General features: G+C 41.3%; 17 protein-coding genes and 1 tRNA gene. 9 read left to right on the top strand and 9 right to left on the bottom strand.

All coding sequences use genetic code 11. The features are described 5' to 3' along the window. Positions 1–4: 4 nt before the first annotated feature. From HOP08_20620 to HOP08_20610, 3 genes are all read right to left on the bottom strand, one after another. Positions 5–1,510 carry a zinc-binding dehydrogenase gene (locus HOP08_20620; GenBank protein ID NOT77333.1) on the bottom strand — a complete coding sequence of 502 codons (1,506 nt, stop codon included), beginning with the start codon at positions 1,508–1,510 and terminating at the stop codon, positions 5–7. A 75-nt stretch (positions 1,511–1,585) separates the two neighbouring features. Next, positions 1,586–2,092 (bottom strand): class I SAM-dependent methyltransferase, encoded by a 507-nt coding sequence (locus tag HOP08_20615; protein ID NOT77332.1) that lies wholly within the window; start codon positions 2,090–2,092, stop codon positions 1,586–1,588. Positions 2,093–2,107: 15 nt separating this feature from the next. Further along, positions 2,108–2,404 carry a hypothetical protein gene (locus HOP08_20610; GenBank protein ID NOT77331.1) on the bottom strand — a complete coding sequence of 99 codons (297 nt, stop codon included), beginning with the start codon at positions 2,402–2,404 and terminating at the stop codon, positions 2,108–2,110. 289 nt (positions 2,405–2,693) lie between these two features. Here HOP08_20610 and HOP08_20605 point away from each other — a divergent pair, with 289 nt between their 5' ends. The 3 genes from HOP08_20605 to HOP08_20595 all read left to right on the top strand — a co-directional run bounded on the left by HOP08_20605 (position 2,694) and on the right by HOP08_20595 (position 4,279). Continuing rightward, positions 2,694–2,957, top strand: a complete 264-nt coding sequence (locus tag HOP08_20605) for a hypothetical protein (GenBank protein NOT77330.1) — start codon at positions 2,694–2,696, stop codon at positions 2,955–2,957. A gap of 69 nt (positions 2,958–3,026) precedes the next feature. Continuing rightward, positions 3,027–3,641 (top strand): DedA family protein, encoded by a 615-nt coding sequence (locus HOP08_20600; GenBank protein ID NOT77329.1) that lies wholly within the window; start codon positions 3,027–3,029, stop codon positions 3,639–3,641. A gap of 170 nt (positions 3,642–3,811) precedes the next feature. Next, on the top strand, positions 3,812–4,279 hold the full coding sequence (locus HOP08_20595) for a low affinity iron permease family protein (GenBank protein ID NOT77328.1): 468 nt from the start codon (positions 3,812–3,814) through the stop codon (positions 4,277–4,279). Between the two features lie 116 nt (positions 4,280–4,395). Here the strand turns inward: HOP08_20595 and HOP08_20590 are convergent. After that, a tRNA-Asn gene (locus HOP08_20590) sits at positions 4,396–4,469 on the bottom strand. Positions 4,470–4,632: 163 nt separating this feature from the next. Between HOP08_20590 and HOP08_20585 the strand changes: the two genes are divergently transcribed. From HOP08_20585 to creD, 4 genes are all read left to right on the top strand, one after another. Next, positions 4,633–5,391: a DUF481 domain-containing protein gene (locus HOP08_20585; GenBank protein NOT77327.1), complete on the top strand. Its 759-nt coding sequence runs from the start codon at positions 4,633–4,635 to the stop codon at positions 5,389–5,391. Between the two features lie 100 nt (positions 5,392–5,491). Then, on the top strand, positions 5,492–6,103 hold the full coding sequence (locus HOP08_20580; GenBank protein ID NOT77326.1) for a hypothetical protein: 612 nt from the start codon (positions 5,492–5,494) through the stop codon (positions 6,101–6,103). Between the two features lie 56 nt (positions 6,104–6,159). Further along, on the top strand, positions 6,160–6,402 hold the full coding sequence (locus HOP08_20575) for a transcriptional regulator (protein ID NOT77325.1): 243 nt from the start codon (positions 6,160–6,162) through the stop codon (positions 6,400–6,402). Positions 6,403–6,455: 53 nt separating this feature from the next. Then, positions 6,456–7,856: a cell envelope integrity protein CreD gene (creD, locus tag HOP08_20570; GenBank protein NOT77324.1), complete on the top strand. Its 1,401-nt coding sequence runs from the start codon at positions 6,456–6,458 to the stop codon at positions 7,854–7,856. Between the two features lie 88 nt (positions 7,857–7,944). On the opposite strand, the gene HOP08_20565 is transcribed toward creD, so the two are convergent. The 4 genes from HOP08_20565 to HOP08_20550 all read right to left on the bottom strand — a co-directional run bounded on the left by HOP08_20565 (position 7,945) and on the right by HOP08_20550 (position 11,444). Beyond that, the gene (locus HOP08_20565; GenBank protein ID NOT77323.1) at positions 7,945–8,487 is read right to left on the bottom strand and encodes a DUF3575 domain-containing protein; all 543 of its coding nucleotides are present in this window, start codon (positions 8,485–8,487) and stop codon (positions 7,945–7,947) included. Positions 8,488–8,585: 98 nt separating this feature from the next. Then, entirely contained in the window at positions 8,586–10,217 is a 1,632-nt protein-coding gene (gene pruA, locus HOP08_20560; GenBank protein ID NOT77322.1) for an L-glutamate gamma-semialdehyde dehydrogenase, read from the bottom strand. Between the two features lie 114 nt (positions 10,218–10,331). Further along, on the bottom strand, positions 10,332–11,027 hold the full coding sequence (locus HOP08_20555; GenBank protein NOT77321.1) for a noncanonical pyrimidine nucleotidase, YjjG family: 696 nt from the start codon (positions 11,025–11,027) through the stop codon (positions 10,332–10,334). Positions 11,028–11,048: 21 nt separating this feature from the next. Then, a complete protein-coding gene (locus HOP08_20550; GenBank protein NOT77320.1) occupies positions 11,049–11,444 on the bottom strand; it encodes a metalloregulator ArsR/SmtB family transcription factor in 396 nt (131 codons plus the stop codon). Between the two features lie 87 nt (positions 11,445–11,531). On the opposite strand from HOP08_20550, the gene HOP08_20545 reads away from it, so the two are divergent. Then, entirely contained in the window at positions 11,532–12,155 is a 624-nt protein-coding gene (locus tag HOP08_20545) for a carboxypeptidase-like regulatory domain-containing protein (protein NOT77319.1), read from the top strand. 10 nt (positions 12,156–12,165) lie between these two features. Here HOP08_20545 and HOP08_20540 read toward each other — a convergent pair whose 3' ends face one another. After that, on the bottom strand, positions 12,166–12,951 hold the full coding sequence (locus HOP08_20540) for a hypothetical protein (protein ID NOT77318.1): 786 nt from the start codon (positions 12,949–12,951) through the stop codon (positions 12,166–12,168). Between the two features lie 287 nt (positions 12,952–13,238). Between HOP08_20540 and HOP08_20535 the strand changes: the two genes are divergently transcribed. After that, the gene (locus HOP08_20535; protein NOT77317.1) at positions 13,239–14,837 is read left to right on the top strand and encodes a response regulator; all 1,599 of its coding nucleotides are present in this window, start codon (positions 13,239–13,241) and stop codon (positions 14,835–14,837) included. Positions 14,838–14,843 lie beyond the last annotated feature (6 nt).

The following is a 14,843-nucleotide window of genomic DNA, read 5'->3' as shown; positions in this document are numbered from 1 at the left end:
TAGATCAGTATAGTGCAGTAATTAGTTCACCAATGTAAGCCGGTTTTTCTTCGCCTTCCAGTTCCATTTTACATTCCATAAAAAGTTTAGCTCCGCCGCCTGGCATATCTTCAACATTCTGAATAGCACCATGCATGCGAATTCTGCTTCCAACTTTAACAGCGAGCGGAAACCTTGCTTTATTAAGACCATAATTAATAGAACTTGAAGCGCCTTCGATGACAATCATATCAAAGAAAAATCTCGCAGCGAGTGACATGGTCAAATATCCATGAGCGATAGTTTTTCCTTCCGGCATCAGACCTTTGGCCTTTTCAACATCGACGTGAATCCACTGGTGATCGCCTGTTGCTTTTGCGAAATCGTTGATCATCTCCTGAGTAACAGTAATCCACTCACTGAAGCCTAATGATTGTCCAACGTGGTTTTTAATTTCAGATAGTTTGATGACAATTGGATGAGAAATGTTTTTATGAGTTTGTATGGGTTTCTTTTCTGCTCTGGATGCTGGAGGAGCAATTGATTCTGTCCAGTCGCCAACTTTGACAACGGCTTTCCCTTTTACCTTACGGTCAATAAGATCCTGAAGTGACTGCGCAGCATCCTCCAGTGAATAGATCTTGTGAATGTGCTGCTTGATTTTCCCCGAATGAATCCATCCCAGCAATTCACCAAAATTCTGAAGACTTTGTTTGGGCTCACGCTCAGCAAAGCTTCCCCAAAAGACTCCAACAATTGAACAGCCTTTTAACAATGCAAGGTTGGCCGGAAAATTCGGAATATTTCCTGCAGCAAATCCTACTACGAGATATCGTCCTTTCCACGCAATGGATCTCAAAGCTGATTCGGCTAGGGGACCTCCAATAGGATCGTAAACAACATCAACCCCTTTTTCTCCGGTGATCTCCTTAATTCGCTGACGCACATCTTCTTTTGCATAATCAATGATAAAGTCCGCACCTTTTTCTTTGCAGGCGGAAAGTTTATCTGACGAGGAGGCCGCAGCAATGACAGTGGCACCCATTACTTTTCCAAGTTCGACCGCAGCAAGTCCGACACCGCCAGCAGCTCCCAACACTAATAATGTTTCACCTGATTTTAACTGAGCACGATCTTTCAATGCATGATAGGATGTCCCATAAGTATAAAGTGTGCAAGCCCCATTAATAAAATCCATGGAGGGAGGCATTGGAAATACACGATTCGCTTTCACAGCCACTTCTTCTGCAAAGCCGCCCCATCCGCAAAGAGCTACCACACGATCACCTTTCTTTAAATGTTTGACAGAATCACCAATGGACAGAATCTCACCTGAAACTTCTCCACCGGGAGAGAAAGGAAGCGTGGGTTTGAATTGATATTTATTTTGAATGATAAGGATGTCAGGGAAATTCACACCGCATGCTTTCACTTTGATCACCACTTCGTCAGTTCCGGCAGAAGGTGAGGGTGTCTCTGATAATTTGAGTTGCTCCGGCAATCCGAATTCACTGGCCAGGATGGCTTTCATTCTTTATAGGTTAGGTAAAGGATTAAGATAATAAATCTAACTTATTTGAGACAGTTCTATTCCTGAAATGTCATTTCATTTTGAAATAGCCGCTGAATAAATAGAGCTACTGTTTAGCACGGAAGGGTGATCATGGATCTTTTCAATAGAAGAAAATCCGGCTTCCTGGAATAATGCAGTAGCGGCGGAGAATGTAAGAGGGTAGGGAACCCACTGATTACCTTTTGAGATTTCATATTCTCCCAGGACAAAGATCCCGTCAGGAAGCAGCCTGGTCTTTAGTTGTTGAATGAAAGGGAGCTTATCTTTTATATAATGAATGGAATTGATCATCATAATACCATCCAATATAGGGAGGGTCAGCTCTTCACTGGCAAAATCAGATTTGATGAACTTGATTTGAGGATGTGAGAATTTAAACGGTCTCTGATCCACTGCGTATACCCTGCTTCTTGGGGGAAGAATACTAATAAGAGCTTTGCTGAACAACCCATTTCCACAGCCGAGATCGGCCCATTCCTGACTCTTGATCTTTGATATCCTGTCGGTTGAAATTAGTGTAACGGCTTCAGCGAGTGTCATGGTGCCGCCAGAGAATTACTTTAAGTGTTTCTTTCCCCAGAACACTTCATCCTTTATTTCTTTGTTTTTATTGATAGTGCCGTGAAAAGTTATCTTATAGTTCTTGATCTTGAAATCAGCATTAAAGCTGAACGTATCTTTTTCACCTGCAACTTCTTTCAAAGAAACTTTATCAACAGGAAGAATATCCTTCTTGTTGATATCCTCGGTCTTCAATCCTCCTTCCTTAAGAATTTTGGAATAGCCGGACATAAAATGATTGACGACAGAATTTTTCAATAATTCTTCCTCGTCCTTGTTAGGAAACTTCATTGGTCAAACAATTGAATGGTTAGGGACCCTTAAGTTAGATAACAAATGCTAAGGGATGGGAATGATGTACCATCTATGTGGTTTTTTTATAAAAAACGCTAATTACGGGCTGTGGATGCAGTCGGGAGGAAGAGAATTTGAAGAGCACGGGAAATCCCCGATCCTGAAAATTGAAATTTTGGGGTAGATTTGTGCAGATCAGATGAAATCAGCTAACACCATTCGAACAAAGCTTTCCGTCTTTCTATTCGGGATGATTTTGATATTCGCTATTAGCGTTAATGCCCTTATGAAAGAGTCTTCTGACTCATCTCAAAAGGTGAAGGGTCTGACTTCTCATGCTGACTCTCCTTTACCCGAGACTTTTGCGCTAAGAAGTTCATCCGACCACCTGATCTTTTTCCACGCTTTCAATAAGATCTATTTTGTTAATAACTTTTTCAATGGATTCCTCTCAGCGGCAAATCTTTTGTTGTCTTCTCATCCTGCCCTGAACTTAAATACTTTTCAGCACAATGTTTTCTATGTGTTCCTGAGGGCAAGCGCTCCCTAACGATATCATACACGACACGCACTGATCTCACGTCAGTGAATTACTCCACCCATAGATTATTTAGTCAGTATGATTGATTCGATTTTTGATTTTTTGAACCCGGAATTCATCCTTCTTCATGGAGGCGTGACACTGCTGTTCATTGTTGTTTTCATGGAGGCGGGTATTTTCTTCGGATTTTTCCTCCCGGGAGACTCACTGCTTTTTATAACAGGACTGCTGTGCGATTCCCATGCATTAAACTGGACACCTTATTCTCTTATCGCTGGACTTACTGCTATGGTCGTTCTGGGAACAATGGTAGGCTATGCAACAGGAAGATGGGCAGAACATTGGCTGCGCGATCGGCCCGATAGTTTTTTCTACAAGAAAAACTACATGGACATGACACTCGCTTTTTATGAGAAAAGAGGAATGATGACATTCATCATAGGAAGATTTTTGCCCGTTGTGCGCACATTCATCCCTATCCTGGCAGGCATTGCCCGTATCGATTTCGTGAAATTCATGATCTATAATTTTTTAGGAGCATTCATCTGGATCACTACAATGGTGATGTCAGGATATTTGCTGGGCAACAGATTCCCATTATTAAATGAACATGTTGAATTGATCGTGATAGGAATGGTGCTGGTGACTTCAGTGCCGTTGCTCATTTCATTTTTCAGAAAAAGAAAGCAGTAACGATACGGATGTCTGTGACGGTGTCCCACACTCACAAAAATCCGATGCCCATATTCAGCCGGTTGTAAAGGATCCACCAGAATTTGAAGGTCGCCTTTTTGTTTTCCTATGGCACAGGTATTGATATCATTATGAGCTAGCTTTAATGAATCATTATTAAAAGGAACAATATGAAAAAGAAACCTGCCAAAGAGCATTTTCTCGAAAAACTCTCAACAAAAGTTGCAAGCCTTGCAGGAACTTCGGGGGCTTTTGTGCTGGCATTCAGTTCAATCATAGTGTGGCTTATAACAGGGCCACTGTTTGATTATTCTAATACTTGGCAGCTTGTGATCAATACAGGAACGACCATCGTTACATTTCTCATGGTGTTCCTGATACAACGAAGTCAAAATAAAGATTCTATTGCACTTAATTTGAAATTGAATGAGCTTCTGGCATCCAATGAACACGCGAGTAACCGATTGGTCTCCGTGGAGGATCTTACAGAGGAGGAACTAAATGTGCTGCGAAAGTTTTATGCCAACATCGCCCATCTTGCCAGCAAAGAGAAGAGCATGCAGGAGACACATTCTATTGAGGAGGCGATGGCGCTGAATAAAAAGAAGAGTAAGAAAAAGGCTTCTGCAGCTCAATGATTTGACAGCACAAGGTCGATGGATGGACCCCAATTACCGGATTTTCATTCAAATCCATGCCCTGATTCACCTAAAACGACAAAGGCGCCTACTTTCGTAAGCGCCTTATCATCAAGCTCTTCCTCTTGGACTTGAACCAAGGACCCTCTGATTAACAGTCAGATGCTCTAACCAGCTGAGCTAAGGAAGAATTTGGGAGTGCAATATTAGGGTTTATGAGGAAAAACGCCAAATACCGACCAACTTTTCCTCTATTTCAGGCCATTATAAATTTCATTTCTGGCCGGGCCTTTTACCATGTTGTTTAATTGCCATTTACTGGCTTTTTTACCACTCTGAATTTTAAAAACCAGATGGGAGAAAGTGTCCGGATATATAGGTTAAGATCTCTCCTGATCCTGCTGATTATTGCGCTCTGTCACCCCTGTTTTTCTCAATTTAATGACAGTACTCATTACTATTTCAGTTATGCCTCTACGGGCAGCATTAATAAAACGAATGCCGGCAATTCATACCTGCTAAGCAACTTTCTAAAGTTCAACATCAGCAAAGACAAAATAGAAGTCAATACCAACAACAGTTGGGTGTATGGTCAGCAGCAAGCCACAGTTACCAACAACGACTATTCTTCCAGTCTGGATTTTAATTATCTCAAAAATCAGCAACGGCTCTATTATTGGGGATTGCTCAACTATGACATTTCCTATTCTCTGAAAATAAATAATAGGTTTCAGGGCGGGCTGGGAATAGCATATAGTTTTGTTAATACTAAAAATGCCCATCTCATCATCAGTGATGGATTTCTATATGAAACTGGCGACCTTATTGATCCTGAACTGGGGAATGTTGTTTACAATACTTTTAGGAATTCTCTCCGGATAAAATTTCGCTGGGATATCAAAGACGAGCTGATCGTTATTGATGGGTCTGATTTTTACCAGCCTTCGCTATCATCTGGAACGGATTACGTAATCAAGTCAAACACAAACCTTCACATTAAGATCAAGAAATGGCTGAGCTTCACAACTTCCATCACCTACAACCGACTGAGCCTCAACAGCCGTGAAAATCTTTTGATCACGTACGGATTGAGAGCGGAGAAGTACTTTTAATTTTGAGGTTGCTATTTGTCAATTCATGTAAAATATTCTCCTGAAGAACCTTTGTTCCTTCCGTCCGTTTGATTTACTTTGTAATCAAAAGTACTTTCAGATGAAGGAAATTCACGAATACGAGAAGGACATTGCCTCCATCAGGTCCATGATGGAGCGATCTGAAAAATTCATTTCGTTGAGCGGGATGTCAGGTATTCTCTCAGGGCTATATGCTCTTGCGGGGGTGGCAGCCGCTTACTGGATCCTGGACAATGTCAATCCTGTTCGTGGTCTGAATGAAGGCTTTGGTGTCATGGTTCAGTTTCTGACCATTGCCGCCGTTGTTCTCATCGCATCAATATCAACTGGTTTATTTCTCAGTGCACGCAAAGCAAAGAAAACAGGATCTTCTCTTTGGAATTCCACCACTCGCCAAATGGTGATGCACCTTGCTGTTCCCTTGGTAACAGGAGGACTCCTCATATTGATTTTACTATATAATGGTTACTGGGAGCTGGTCAGCCCGATCAGCCTTCTGTTTTATGGTCTTGCCCTCTTCAACGCAAGTGCAAATACTTTTGGTGAGGTCCGCTATCTTGGTTTTTCTGAAATTATCCTTGGACTTGTCTCAGCATTGCTTCCCGGCTATGATCTGATATTCTGGGGAATTGGTTTTGGCGTCCTTCATGTTTTGTACGGCGCTATTCTATATAATAAATACGATCGTTGAAAAATCCTTTCGAACATCTTGATAGAGTGCTGGAGCACCGGGTACGGCTACAGATCATGTCTGTACTGGTGACGAATGATCTATACGATTTTAATTCTTTGAAAGAGATCGTAGGGGTGAGTGATGGTGGGATGGCCTCTCATATCAAAGCCCTTGAAAAGGAGAAGTACATATCCGTGCAGAAATCATTTATTGATCGCAAACCCAATACACAGTATAAGGTCACCGAACGTGGCCGCGTTGTCTTCAAAAAACACCTGGATGCGCTTGAATCTCTTGTAAAACAGCAAAAGAAATAATTTTTTACTCATTTACTTTCAAATTAAAAGTACTTTCAAACAAATTAAACCTTATGGAAACATACCCACAACCCTCCAACATTCTCGAAAGATTTAACCGATGGATAGAAGAATCCATCACGGTCAAACTGGTGTCAATCGGATTTCTGGTCCTTATCCTTTTAATACCTTCTGCCTGGATACAAAGCCTCATGGAGGAACGCGAGCTTCGCGCAGGTGAAGTAATCAACGAAGTGTCTTCTAAATGGTCAGGCCCTCAAACACTATCAGGCCCCATCCTCGTCATTCCATATAAAAGGGAGGTGAGTAGAACGGATCATGCCAAAGGCACAGTTGAAATTACTGAGACGATTGAAAACTATTATTTTCTTCCTGAGAAGCTGGATATTAAGGGAGACATTCAGCCGGAAGAACTGCATCGGGGAATTTTTGACGTTGCAGTTTATTCATCTGCACTTGCACTCAACTCTACTTTCGTTAAACCTGATTTTAAATCATTGGGAATTTCTGAAGATAAAGTTCTATGGAAGGATGCTCACATGATCTTTTCGATTTCAGATCTCAGGGGTATAAGCGATAATCCGGTCTTTAAAATAGGAGGGGTTGATAAGTCAACAGAGCCTTCTAATCAGCTTGGAATTACTTTCAACGGCCTGGCAGGAGATTATGCACAACCTGGTGTTGAAAATAGTTTAAATAATACTTCAAGCGGCATCATTGCAAGACTGGGATGGCTGACTTCGGATGATTTCAAGGAAAGCACTGCCGTATCTATCAACCTGAAAGGAAGTCAGCAGTTGAGCTTTGTTCCAACCGGGAAGACCACAACTGTTAAGCTGGAAGGCAAATGGGGAAATCCAAGTTTCGATGGGGAATTTCTACCAGTCGATCGTAGTGTTTCGGAATCTGCATTTTCTGCCAACTGGAAAATATTACACTACAATCGTCCCTTTGCTCAGCAATGGACTAGATCTACCGCTAGCTTCAGTGGATATGAATTTGGAGTTAAACTTCTGGTGCCTGTCGATCAATATCAAAAAAGCATCCGCACTTCCAAGTACGGTCAGCTGATCATCATTCTCACATTTGTTGCTTTGTTTCTGGTTGAGATTACCAAGAAGATTAGAATTCATCCGTTCCAATACATCCTGATCGGAGTGGCTCTCATTATTTATTATACGCTATTATTAAGCTTATCTGAACAGGTTGGCTATAACATTGCTTATTGGATCTCGGCTGCATCGACCGTAGGCCTCATTAGTTTTTACTCAACATCTTTTCTGAAAAGCACAAACCTCGTAGTATTGTTTACATCACTGCTGGCAATATTCTACACATTCATTTTTATCATTATCCTTCAGCAGGATTTCTCTCTCTTGTTGGGAAGCATTGGACTATTTATGATCGTCGGTGCCCTGATGTATTTCTCAAGAAAGGTAGAATGGTATAAATGAGAAGACGAAAGATTTAATAACAAGTCGATCAAATAAAAAATCCCGCTGATGATCTCAGCGGGATTTTTATTAAGAGTAAAAGAATTGCTTAGAATGCGAATCCAAGACAAAGTCCTGTACGAATTCCAAAGCCATCAAATACACCTGTATCGAAAGTTCCACTACCAGAAGTAGTTTTTGCACTTCCTGAAGAATAGGAGGGCCCGATAAAGATATCAAGGGCAACTTTTTCCTTAAAGATCCACTGTTTACCGATGATCAAACCACCGCCGAAACTGTTAAATGTTCCTTTATTGCCGCCGTCTGTCAGTGTGAAGTTTTGATAACGCAGGAACGGAGCAATATAAACTCCTTTAGGTGCATCTGTTTCTGACAGATACGCACGATATTCAGGAGTAATTCCGAAACCGCTGAAATCTGTTGACCCTGAAGAATATCCTGTATAGAAAAATCCTAACTGAAAGCTGCTCGTAGCAGTCAAAGTCTTTTCATACTGGATATTGAATGTCTTTACAATAGGACTGAAGATGTTAATCTTAATAACATTTCCCTTACTCTGAGCATTGGCAGTAAATACCATGCAGGCAAAAAGAACTGCCATCAGTGTTAATTTTTTTCCGATTCTATTCATTTTTTGTGGGTTTGGGGGTTAAAATTGAACTTTACTGTCAATGGTGATACGAATATATTAATCTTTTGTTTTTGAACCTTTAAAAAAACTGCTCACTGTCATTCCTTATCAAGAAATGGATATCTGTAATCAACAGGGGTAACAAAAGTTTCTTTGATGGTTCTCATAGAAACCCACCGCAATAGATTCACTTTCGCACCGGCTTTATCATTTGTTCCGGATCCTCTTGCTCCACCAAAAGGTTGTTGTCCCACCACTGCACCGGTTGGTTTATCATTGATATAAAAATTACCTGCCGCGTTAACAAGTTTTTTAGTAGCCATCTCGATAGCGTAACGATCCTTTGCAAGAATGGAGCCTGTTAATGCATATGGAGAAGTTTTGTCTACCAGTTCAAGGGTCTGTTCAAAATTTTCCTCATGATAAACATAGATCGTGATCACAGGTCCGAAGATCTCTTCACACATCGTTAAAGATGAAGGATCTTTTGTGAGAACAACCGTTGGCTCAATAAAGTATCCTTTTGATTTATCATACTTTCCTCCGGCAATGATCTCATTCATTGGATTTTTGCGGGCCTGCTCAATGTAATTTGTAATAGAAGTGAACCCCTTCTCATCAATAACGGCGTTGATAAAATTTCCGAAGTCTTCAGGGCCACCCATTTTAAAGCTCTTGAGATCTTCCAGCAAATACTTCTTCACATCATCCCACAGGTTGGAAGGAATATAGCAGCGCGATGCTGCAGAACACTTCTGTCCCTGGAATTCAAATGCACCTCGTGCAATGGCAGTCGAAACTTCTTTAGCGTTTGCGCTCTTATGAGCGACGATAAAGTCTTTTCCGCCGGTCTCTCCAACGATACGTGGATAGGATTTATACTTGTAGATATTCTCACCAATCGTTTTCCACATATTCTGGAAAACCCCGGTGCTTCCGGTAAATTGAATTCCGGCAAAATCCTTATGGTTAAAGATCACCTCACCAGCATCCGGGCCGCTCACATAGACAAGATTGATCACGCCGTCCGGTAATCCTGCTTCTCTCAGGATCTGCATAAAGACATTTGCTGAATAGATCTGAGTGTTGGCTGGTTTCCATACCACTGTATTACCCATCATCGCCATGCTGGTCGGAAGATTTCCACCAATAGCTGTGAAGTTGAAAGGAGTGAGGGCAAATGTGAATCCTTCAAGTGGTCTGTATTCAAGGCGGTTCCATACTCCCGGACCTGACTCCGGCTGCTCAGCATAGATCTCACTCATGAAGTGAACATTGAATCTTAAAAAGTCGATGAGCTCACAGGCAGAATCAATTTCAGCCTGATAAGCATTCTTGGATTGCCCCAACATGGTTGCGGCATTCATTTTATATCGATAGGGCCCTGCCAGCAGATCAGCAGCTTTCAGGAAAATGCTTGCGCGATGTTCCCACCCAAGATTAGACCATAATTCTTTCGCGTTCATGGCCGCGTTGATCGCCTGCTCCACATGACCTTTGTCACCGGCATGAAAATGGCCGATGATATGCTTGTGATCGTGCGGGGGAGAAATTGATTTTTTATTTCCGGAACGAACTTCTTCGGCTCCGATGTACATAGGAATGTCCAATACCGTAGCGCGAGCTTCTTCAACAGCTTTTTTTAACGCAGCCCGCTCTTTTGATCCTGGAGCATAGCTTAAAACCGGTTCATTTTTAGGATGAGGAATATTATAAAAACCTTTAGGCATAGAATATTTTATTGAGGTGGCAAAGATAATTAAAAAAGGAGGTGGAATTGATACTGTGGAAATGCGAGCGTCTGCAATTCCAGACTCTTAAAACAACCCGGAATTATCACAATTTCAGAGAAGATTTTTCAACTCATGGAGACTTCTCACTTCAAAAGTAACCTCTTCAGAATGTGGATCACCCTTCGGATTGAAGTAGACAGTGTCCAGGCCTGCTGACCGTGCTCCTCCAATATCCGTGATTAGATTATCACCCACCATTAAAGCTGTTGTATGATCATGCCCGATCTCAGCCAGCGCGAAATCAAATATTTTTCTGGAAGGTTTTTTGTCTCCTGCACGTTGCGAGGTAACAATATTTTTAAAGTAATGACGGATGCCACCTGACGTTAACTTTATTCCCTGCATTTCTTCAAAGCCATTGGTTACGATAACCATGGGATAGCGCTCACTGAGGTATTGCAATGTTTCTTTTGTGTGTGGAAGAAGGTTCTCTTTTTTAGGAAGTTCGATGAGGTACTCGTCAGAAAATTTCTGTGAAAGTTCGTATGCTTCAAGTCCCGATGCCAGAAAGACTTTATGAAATCTCTCCAGCCGGATAACTTCCTGCCCGATCAAGCCTTTGTCATAAAGTTTCCACAAGTCTGTATTGACATGTGTAAATCTTTCAAAGAAGTGTTCAAAACCTTCAATTCCTTTCTGCTGCAGCTGATGGGAATGAAATAGGGCCTCCAGTGTTTCTTTTGAATTCACTTCATAATCCCACAAGGTATGATCGAGATCAAAGAGAATGCAGGAGTACTTCTTCATGAAGGCAATACAATAGAAAAATTACTTAACAGAGACATGACCTAACGGGCGAATGTGCAGCTTGTTCAGGGCCAGTTCACGATTGGTAAAAAGCGTTTGAAAGATTTGCTGATCATGCTGCAGGGCTGGATCGCGGCGGATGAACTCAAGCATAAGTTTGAGAATATCGAAGACCTCCTCCTTGATCTGATAGAAGACCCACTGATTTAATTTTCGGGAGGAGAGGATTCCGGAGTTTTTCAGATAAATAAGGTGTCGGGATGTTTTTGCCTGGGTAAAGTCCAGAATGCGCTCCAGGTCACTGATGCACATTTCGCCGTTGCTCATAATCAGGCTCAGGATGCGGAGTCGGGAAGTGTCGGAGCAGGCCAGAAATATCTGTGCTCCCAGGTCAATATTAAAGTGCTTTAATCTCACGTTTCAGTTACTAAAGTAGTAAAAAACCTTTGCTGTAAAACAGGTTAGGCGATTCGTAGCCTTCTCTTTATCTTTGATCTCATTGCTATGAAAAGAATCTATTGGTTGGTGTTGGTAGTAATGCTTGGAGGATTGATGTCGGTTTCGACGAGTCAGGCACAGCAGACAAAAAGAAGGATCATTCAATTATCCGGTATCATTTTGGGTGAGGATAGTACAAGAGGACTTCCAGGCGTTCACGTGTGGGTTCCTAAAGCCGGTCGTGGTACTTCTACCAACATGACAGGTTTTTTCTCCCTGCCAGTAGTGGTGGGTGACAGCGTTGTGATCAGTGCTGTGGGATACATCAAACAACATATAATCGTTCCAAACTATCCTCAGGAATTCATGACGATCATCGTGGAGATGACGACCGATAATACTTTTCTTGAGACCGTTACAGTTCTTCCTATTCCCACAGAAGAAGTTTTTAAGCAGGCAATTCTCGCTCTTAACGTGCCGATGGATGCCAATGGAATTGATAAAAGAAATCTCAATGCTGAGTTAATGGCATTGATGATGCGGACAACTCCCATGGATGGGAATCTTAACTATCGTTATTACATGGATTCGTACAATCAAAGCATGTATGATAAGTCATCGGTGCGAACGAATCCATTCCTTAACCCCTTCAACTGGGCAAGATTCTTTCGTGATCTAAAACAAAAGTAGAATCATGGTATTAAAAGACCGGAGGATTCATCATCATAGTGTCCACAGGCACAATCAATACACCTGTTATTTTCTTTAATGATTCAATGAGCAACTTCGCCTGGGGCTGTCGCCTTGCCTTGATCCTCCAGGTGGAATCAGTTGGAGCATGAGTCCCGGTTTGATTTTCTCCAATAAAAATTTTCTGATCTCCGGAAGCTGCAAAAATTGCGGCAAGTTCTGCATGCTCTGAATCTGAATAACTGTTTACATCTTCCAGAGAATAATAGAAGTCTGATATACTATCATATGGGATCTCGATCGTGTTCTCAATGAACATCCAGGAATATGTGGTGACGAGCATCTTTTTATGTTCACTATCGAAAACAGTTTTTACAGGCGGGAAAAACTGACTGTAGATCAACGTCACGGTAAATACCGGAATGTAAAGCCAGTAGAGAATATTATCGACGTATTTTTTTGTGAAAGGAATCACAAAAATGATAACAGAAAGAATAGCGAGCACGCCAATAACGAGCACTCCATTGCCCAGCAATCTTCCGGTAGCGCTAAGGTCGTCTGAAAATGCACTGGTCATTCCTTCGCTCGTAATAAATGCGTCCGTAAACGCCAGGTAATTGTTCTGGAATGGGAGAAAAGTCTTCGTTAGTTCATTTGCAGGATATTCTCGATGGAAGCTCCATTGAACGAAATACTCAAGGACAAATAGCCCGGCAATGATCAATGTGATCTTGCCAAGCATGAGCAAGCATCCTGAGTCTTTTTTCTTTTCTTCCTCTACCAGGGGGATTTCCATTGGTTGGTTTTTGTTTCAAGATAGCGATCGGAATACATCCTGCTACTCCGCAATTCTGCGTATTTCTTCCATTACATAAAAAACTTTCAATATTCTTTACAGAAGAAGGATAATTCAGTGCTGATGGCACAGATTTTTCAGTAAACATCCTTTAAATCAAATATTAGATTTTTAGGGAAGTTCGTGAATTAGTGAGCAGAAACGTTTTATATATCTCTCCAAAGGTTTTAATTACACCCCGATTCTTAAAAGCAATCCAGATAAGCTTTTCAATTTAGTTCAGGAAGATGATACTTATCGTTGATGACAACCAGTCAAATATATTCTCGTTAAGGACGCTTCTTTCTATAAACAATTTTGAGGTAGATTCAGCATCATCCGGGGAAGAAGCCCTTAAGAAGATACTCAAAAACTCATACTCTCTTATAATCCTGGATGTTCAGATGCCTGAAATGGATGGCTTTGAAGTTGCTGAAGCGATTTCGGGATACAGCAAATCGAAGGAGATACCCATCATCTTTTTGTCAGCTGTAAACGTTGAAAAGAAATTCATTACGAAGGGTTATTCATCAGGGGGGATTGATTACGTTGTTAAGCCCTTTGATCCTGACATCTTATTATTAAAGGTCAAGACGTTCTCCCGGTTGTCTGAGCAGACCCGCACCCTTCAGGCGATGGAAAAATCATTGCGTGAGGAGATAGAACATAAAGTGAGGGCTGAGCAACTTCTTAAGGAGAATGTTGAGGAGTTAAAGTCAGTTTTGGAATCTATTCCAATGGCAGCTTTCAGCACAGATTCTGAAGGCACCGTAGAGTATGTCAATCATTACTGGTGTTCTTACAGTAATTCCATTGAAGTTTACCCGGAGACAGAAGGAATTACGTTTTTCAATTGTATAGGAAGTGCCATTCTCTCCAAACAATCCTACAGTAAGGAATTAAAGATCAAAAATCTGAAATCAGGAGAATATAGGTTTCATGTCCTTCATCTCACTCCCATTATTAAGGGGGCAGCAATTGTGAAATGGGTAGGGATATTTACGGATATCCATGAACAAAAAACGGCTTCTCAGCTTCTGGAAAAGAGGGTTGAGGAAAGGACTGCCCAACTCACAGTAATGAACGATCGGTTAGCTGAGACTAACCGTGACTTGCAGCAGTTCGCATCCATTGCTTCCCATGATCTCCAGGAACCTTTGAGAAAAATTGAAGCGTTCAGTAATATTGTTTTGGAAAGACATCTCCAGGATGATCCAAAAGGAAAGTCTTTTATCGAGAGGATATCCTCATCTGCGTCCCGTCTGAGGAAGCTTATCAATGATCTGTTGAGTTATTCAACATTAGGTGTGGAGGCTACTTTTGTAAAAGCTGATCTCAATGTGATTCTTCAGGAAACTCTGAATGATATGGAGTTGAAGGTTGAGAAGCTCAATCCGAAGATCGAACTTGATAATCTTCCTGTCATTGATTGCTTTCCCGTTCAAATCAAACAGGTCTTTCAGAATTTAATTGCTAATTCTTTTAAATTCTGCAGAATTAATACCCAATGCGAATTAAGAATAACCTCAGAACGTATTGCCCACAAAGCGATTGACTCAGAAACTTCCTCATCAGGATCTTACTTCAGGATCACCATCAGTGATAATGGAATTGGATTTAATGAACAATTCAAGGAGCGCATATTTGAAATATTTCAGCGGCTGAATTCCAGAGATCAGTATGAAGGAACGGGTATCGGCCTTTCGATCGTAAAGAAAGTGATTGAAAGACATCATGGATTAATTGATGTTACAAGCATTGAGAACAAAGGGACGACATTTATTATTGTGCTTCCCGAAGTTCAGACAAGATCATTTGATCCGTCCACAAAGGGAAACGACAAATAGTTTGAG

This window comes from Cyclobacteriaceae bacterium (genome assembly GCA_013141055.1).
Classification (GTDB): Bacteria; Bacteroidota; Bacteroidia; order Cytophagales; family Cyclobacteriaceae; genus ELB16-189.
The sequence above is the reverse complement of the archived record's forward strand: the minus strand, read 5'-3'. Positions and strand labels throughout refer to the sequence as shown.

Excerpts from the sequence above, each read along its gene's own strand:
- HOP08_20535 (NOT77317.1), top strand. The coding sequence starts at position 13,239 with ATGATACTTATCGTTGATGACAACCAGTCAAATATATTCTCGTTAAGG.
- HOP08_20620 (NOT77333.1), bottom strand. The coding sequence starts at position 1,510 with ATGAAAGCCATCCTGGCCAGTGAATTCGGATTGCCGGAGCAACTCAAA.
- creD (NOT77324.1), top strand. The coding sequence starts at position 6,456 with ATGGAAACATACCCACAACCCTCCAACATTCTCGAAAGATTTAACCGA.
- HOP08_20600 (NOT77329.1), top strand. The coding sequence starts at position 3,027 with ATGATTGATTCGATTTTTGATTTTTTGAACCCGGAATTCATCCTTCTT.
- HOP08_20610 (NOT77331.1), bottom strand. The coding sequence starts at position 2,404 with ATGAAGTTTCCTAACAAGGACGAGGAAGAATTATTGAAAAATTCTGTC.
- HOP08_20580 (NOT77326.1), top strand. The coding sequence starts at position 5,492 with ATGAAGGAAATTCACGAATACGAGAAGGACATTGCCTCCATCAGGTCC.
- HOP08_20615 (NOT77332.1), bottom strand. The coding sequence starts at position 2,092 with ATGACACTCGCTGAAGCCGTTACACTAATTTCAACCGACAGGATATCA.
- HOP08_20595 (NOT77328.1), top strand. The coding sequence starts at position 3,812 with ATGAAAAAGAAACCTGCCAAAGAGCATTTTCTCGAAAAACTCTCAACA.
- HOP08_20605 (NOT77330.1), top strand. The coding sequence starts at position 2,694 with ATGAAAGAGTCTTCTGACTCATCTCAAAAGGTGAAGGGTCTGACTTCT.
- HOP08_20585 (NOT77327.1), top strand. The coding sequence starts at position 4,633 with ATGGGAGAAAGTGTCCGGATATATAGGTTAAGATCTCTCCTGATCCTG.
- HOP08_20555 (NOT77321.1), bottom strand. The coding sequence starts at position 11,027 with ATGAAGAAGTACTCCTGCATTCTCTTTGATCTCGATCATACCTTGTGG.
- HOP08_20575 (NOT77325.1), top strand. The coding sequence starts at position 6,160 with ATGTCTGTACTGGTGACGAATGATCTATACGATTTTAATTCTTTGAAA.
- HOP08_20540 (NOT77318.1), bottom strand. The coding sequence starts at position 12,951 with ATGGAAATCCCCCTGGTAGAGGAAGAAAAGAAAAAAGACTCAGGATGC.
- HOP08_20565 (NOT77323.1), bottom strand. The coding sequence starts at position 8,487 with ATGAATAGAATCGGAAAAAAATTAACACTGATGGCAGTTCTTTTTGCC.
- HOP08_20545 (NOT77319.1), top strand. The coding sequence starts at position 11,532 with ATGAAAAGAATCTATTGGTTGGTGTTGGTAGTAATGCTTGGAGGATTG.
- pruA (NOT77322.1), bottom strand. The coding sequence starts at position 10,217 with ATGCCTAAAGGTTTTTATAATATTCCTCATCCTAAAAATGAACCGGTT.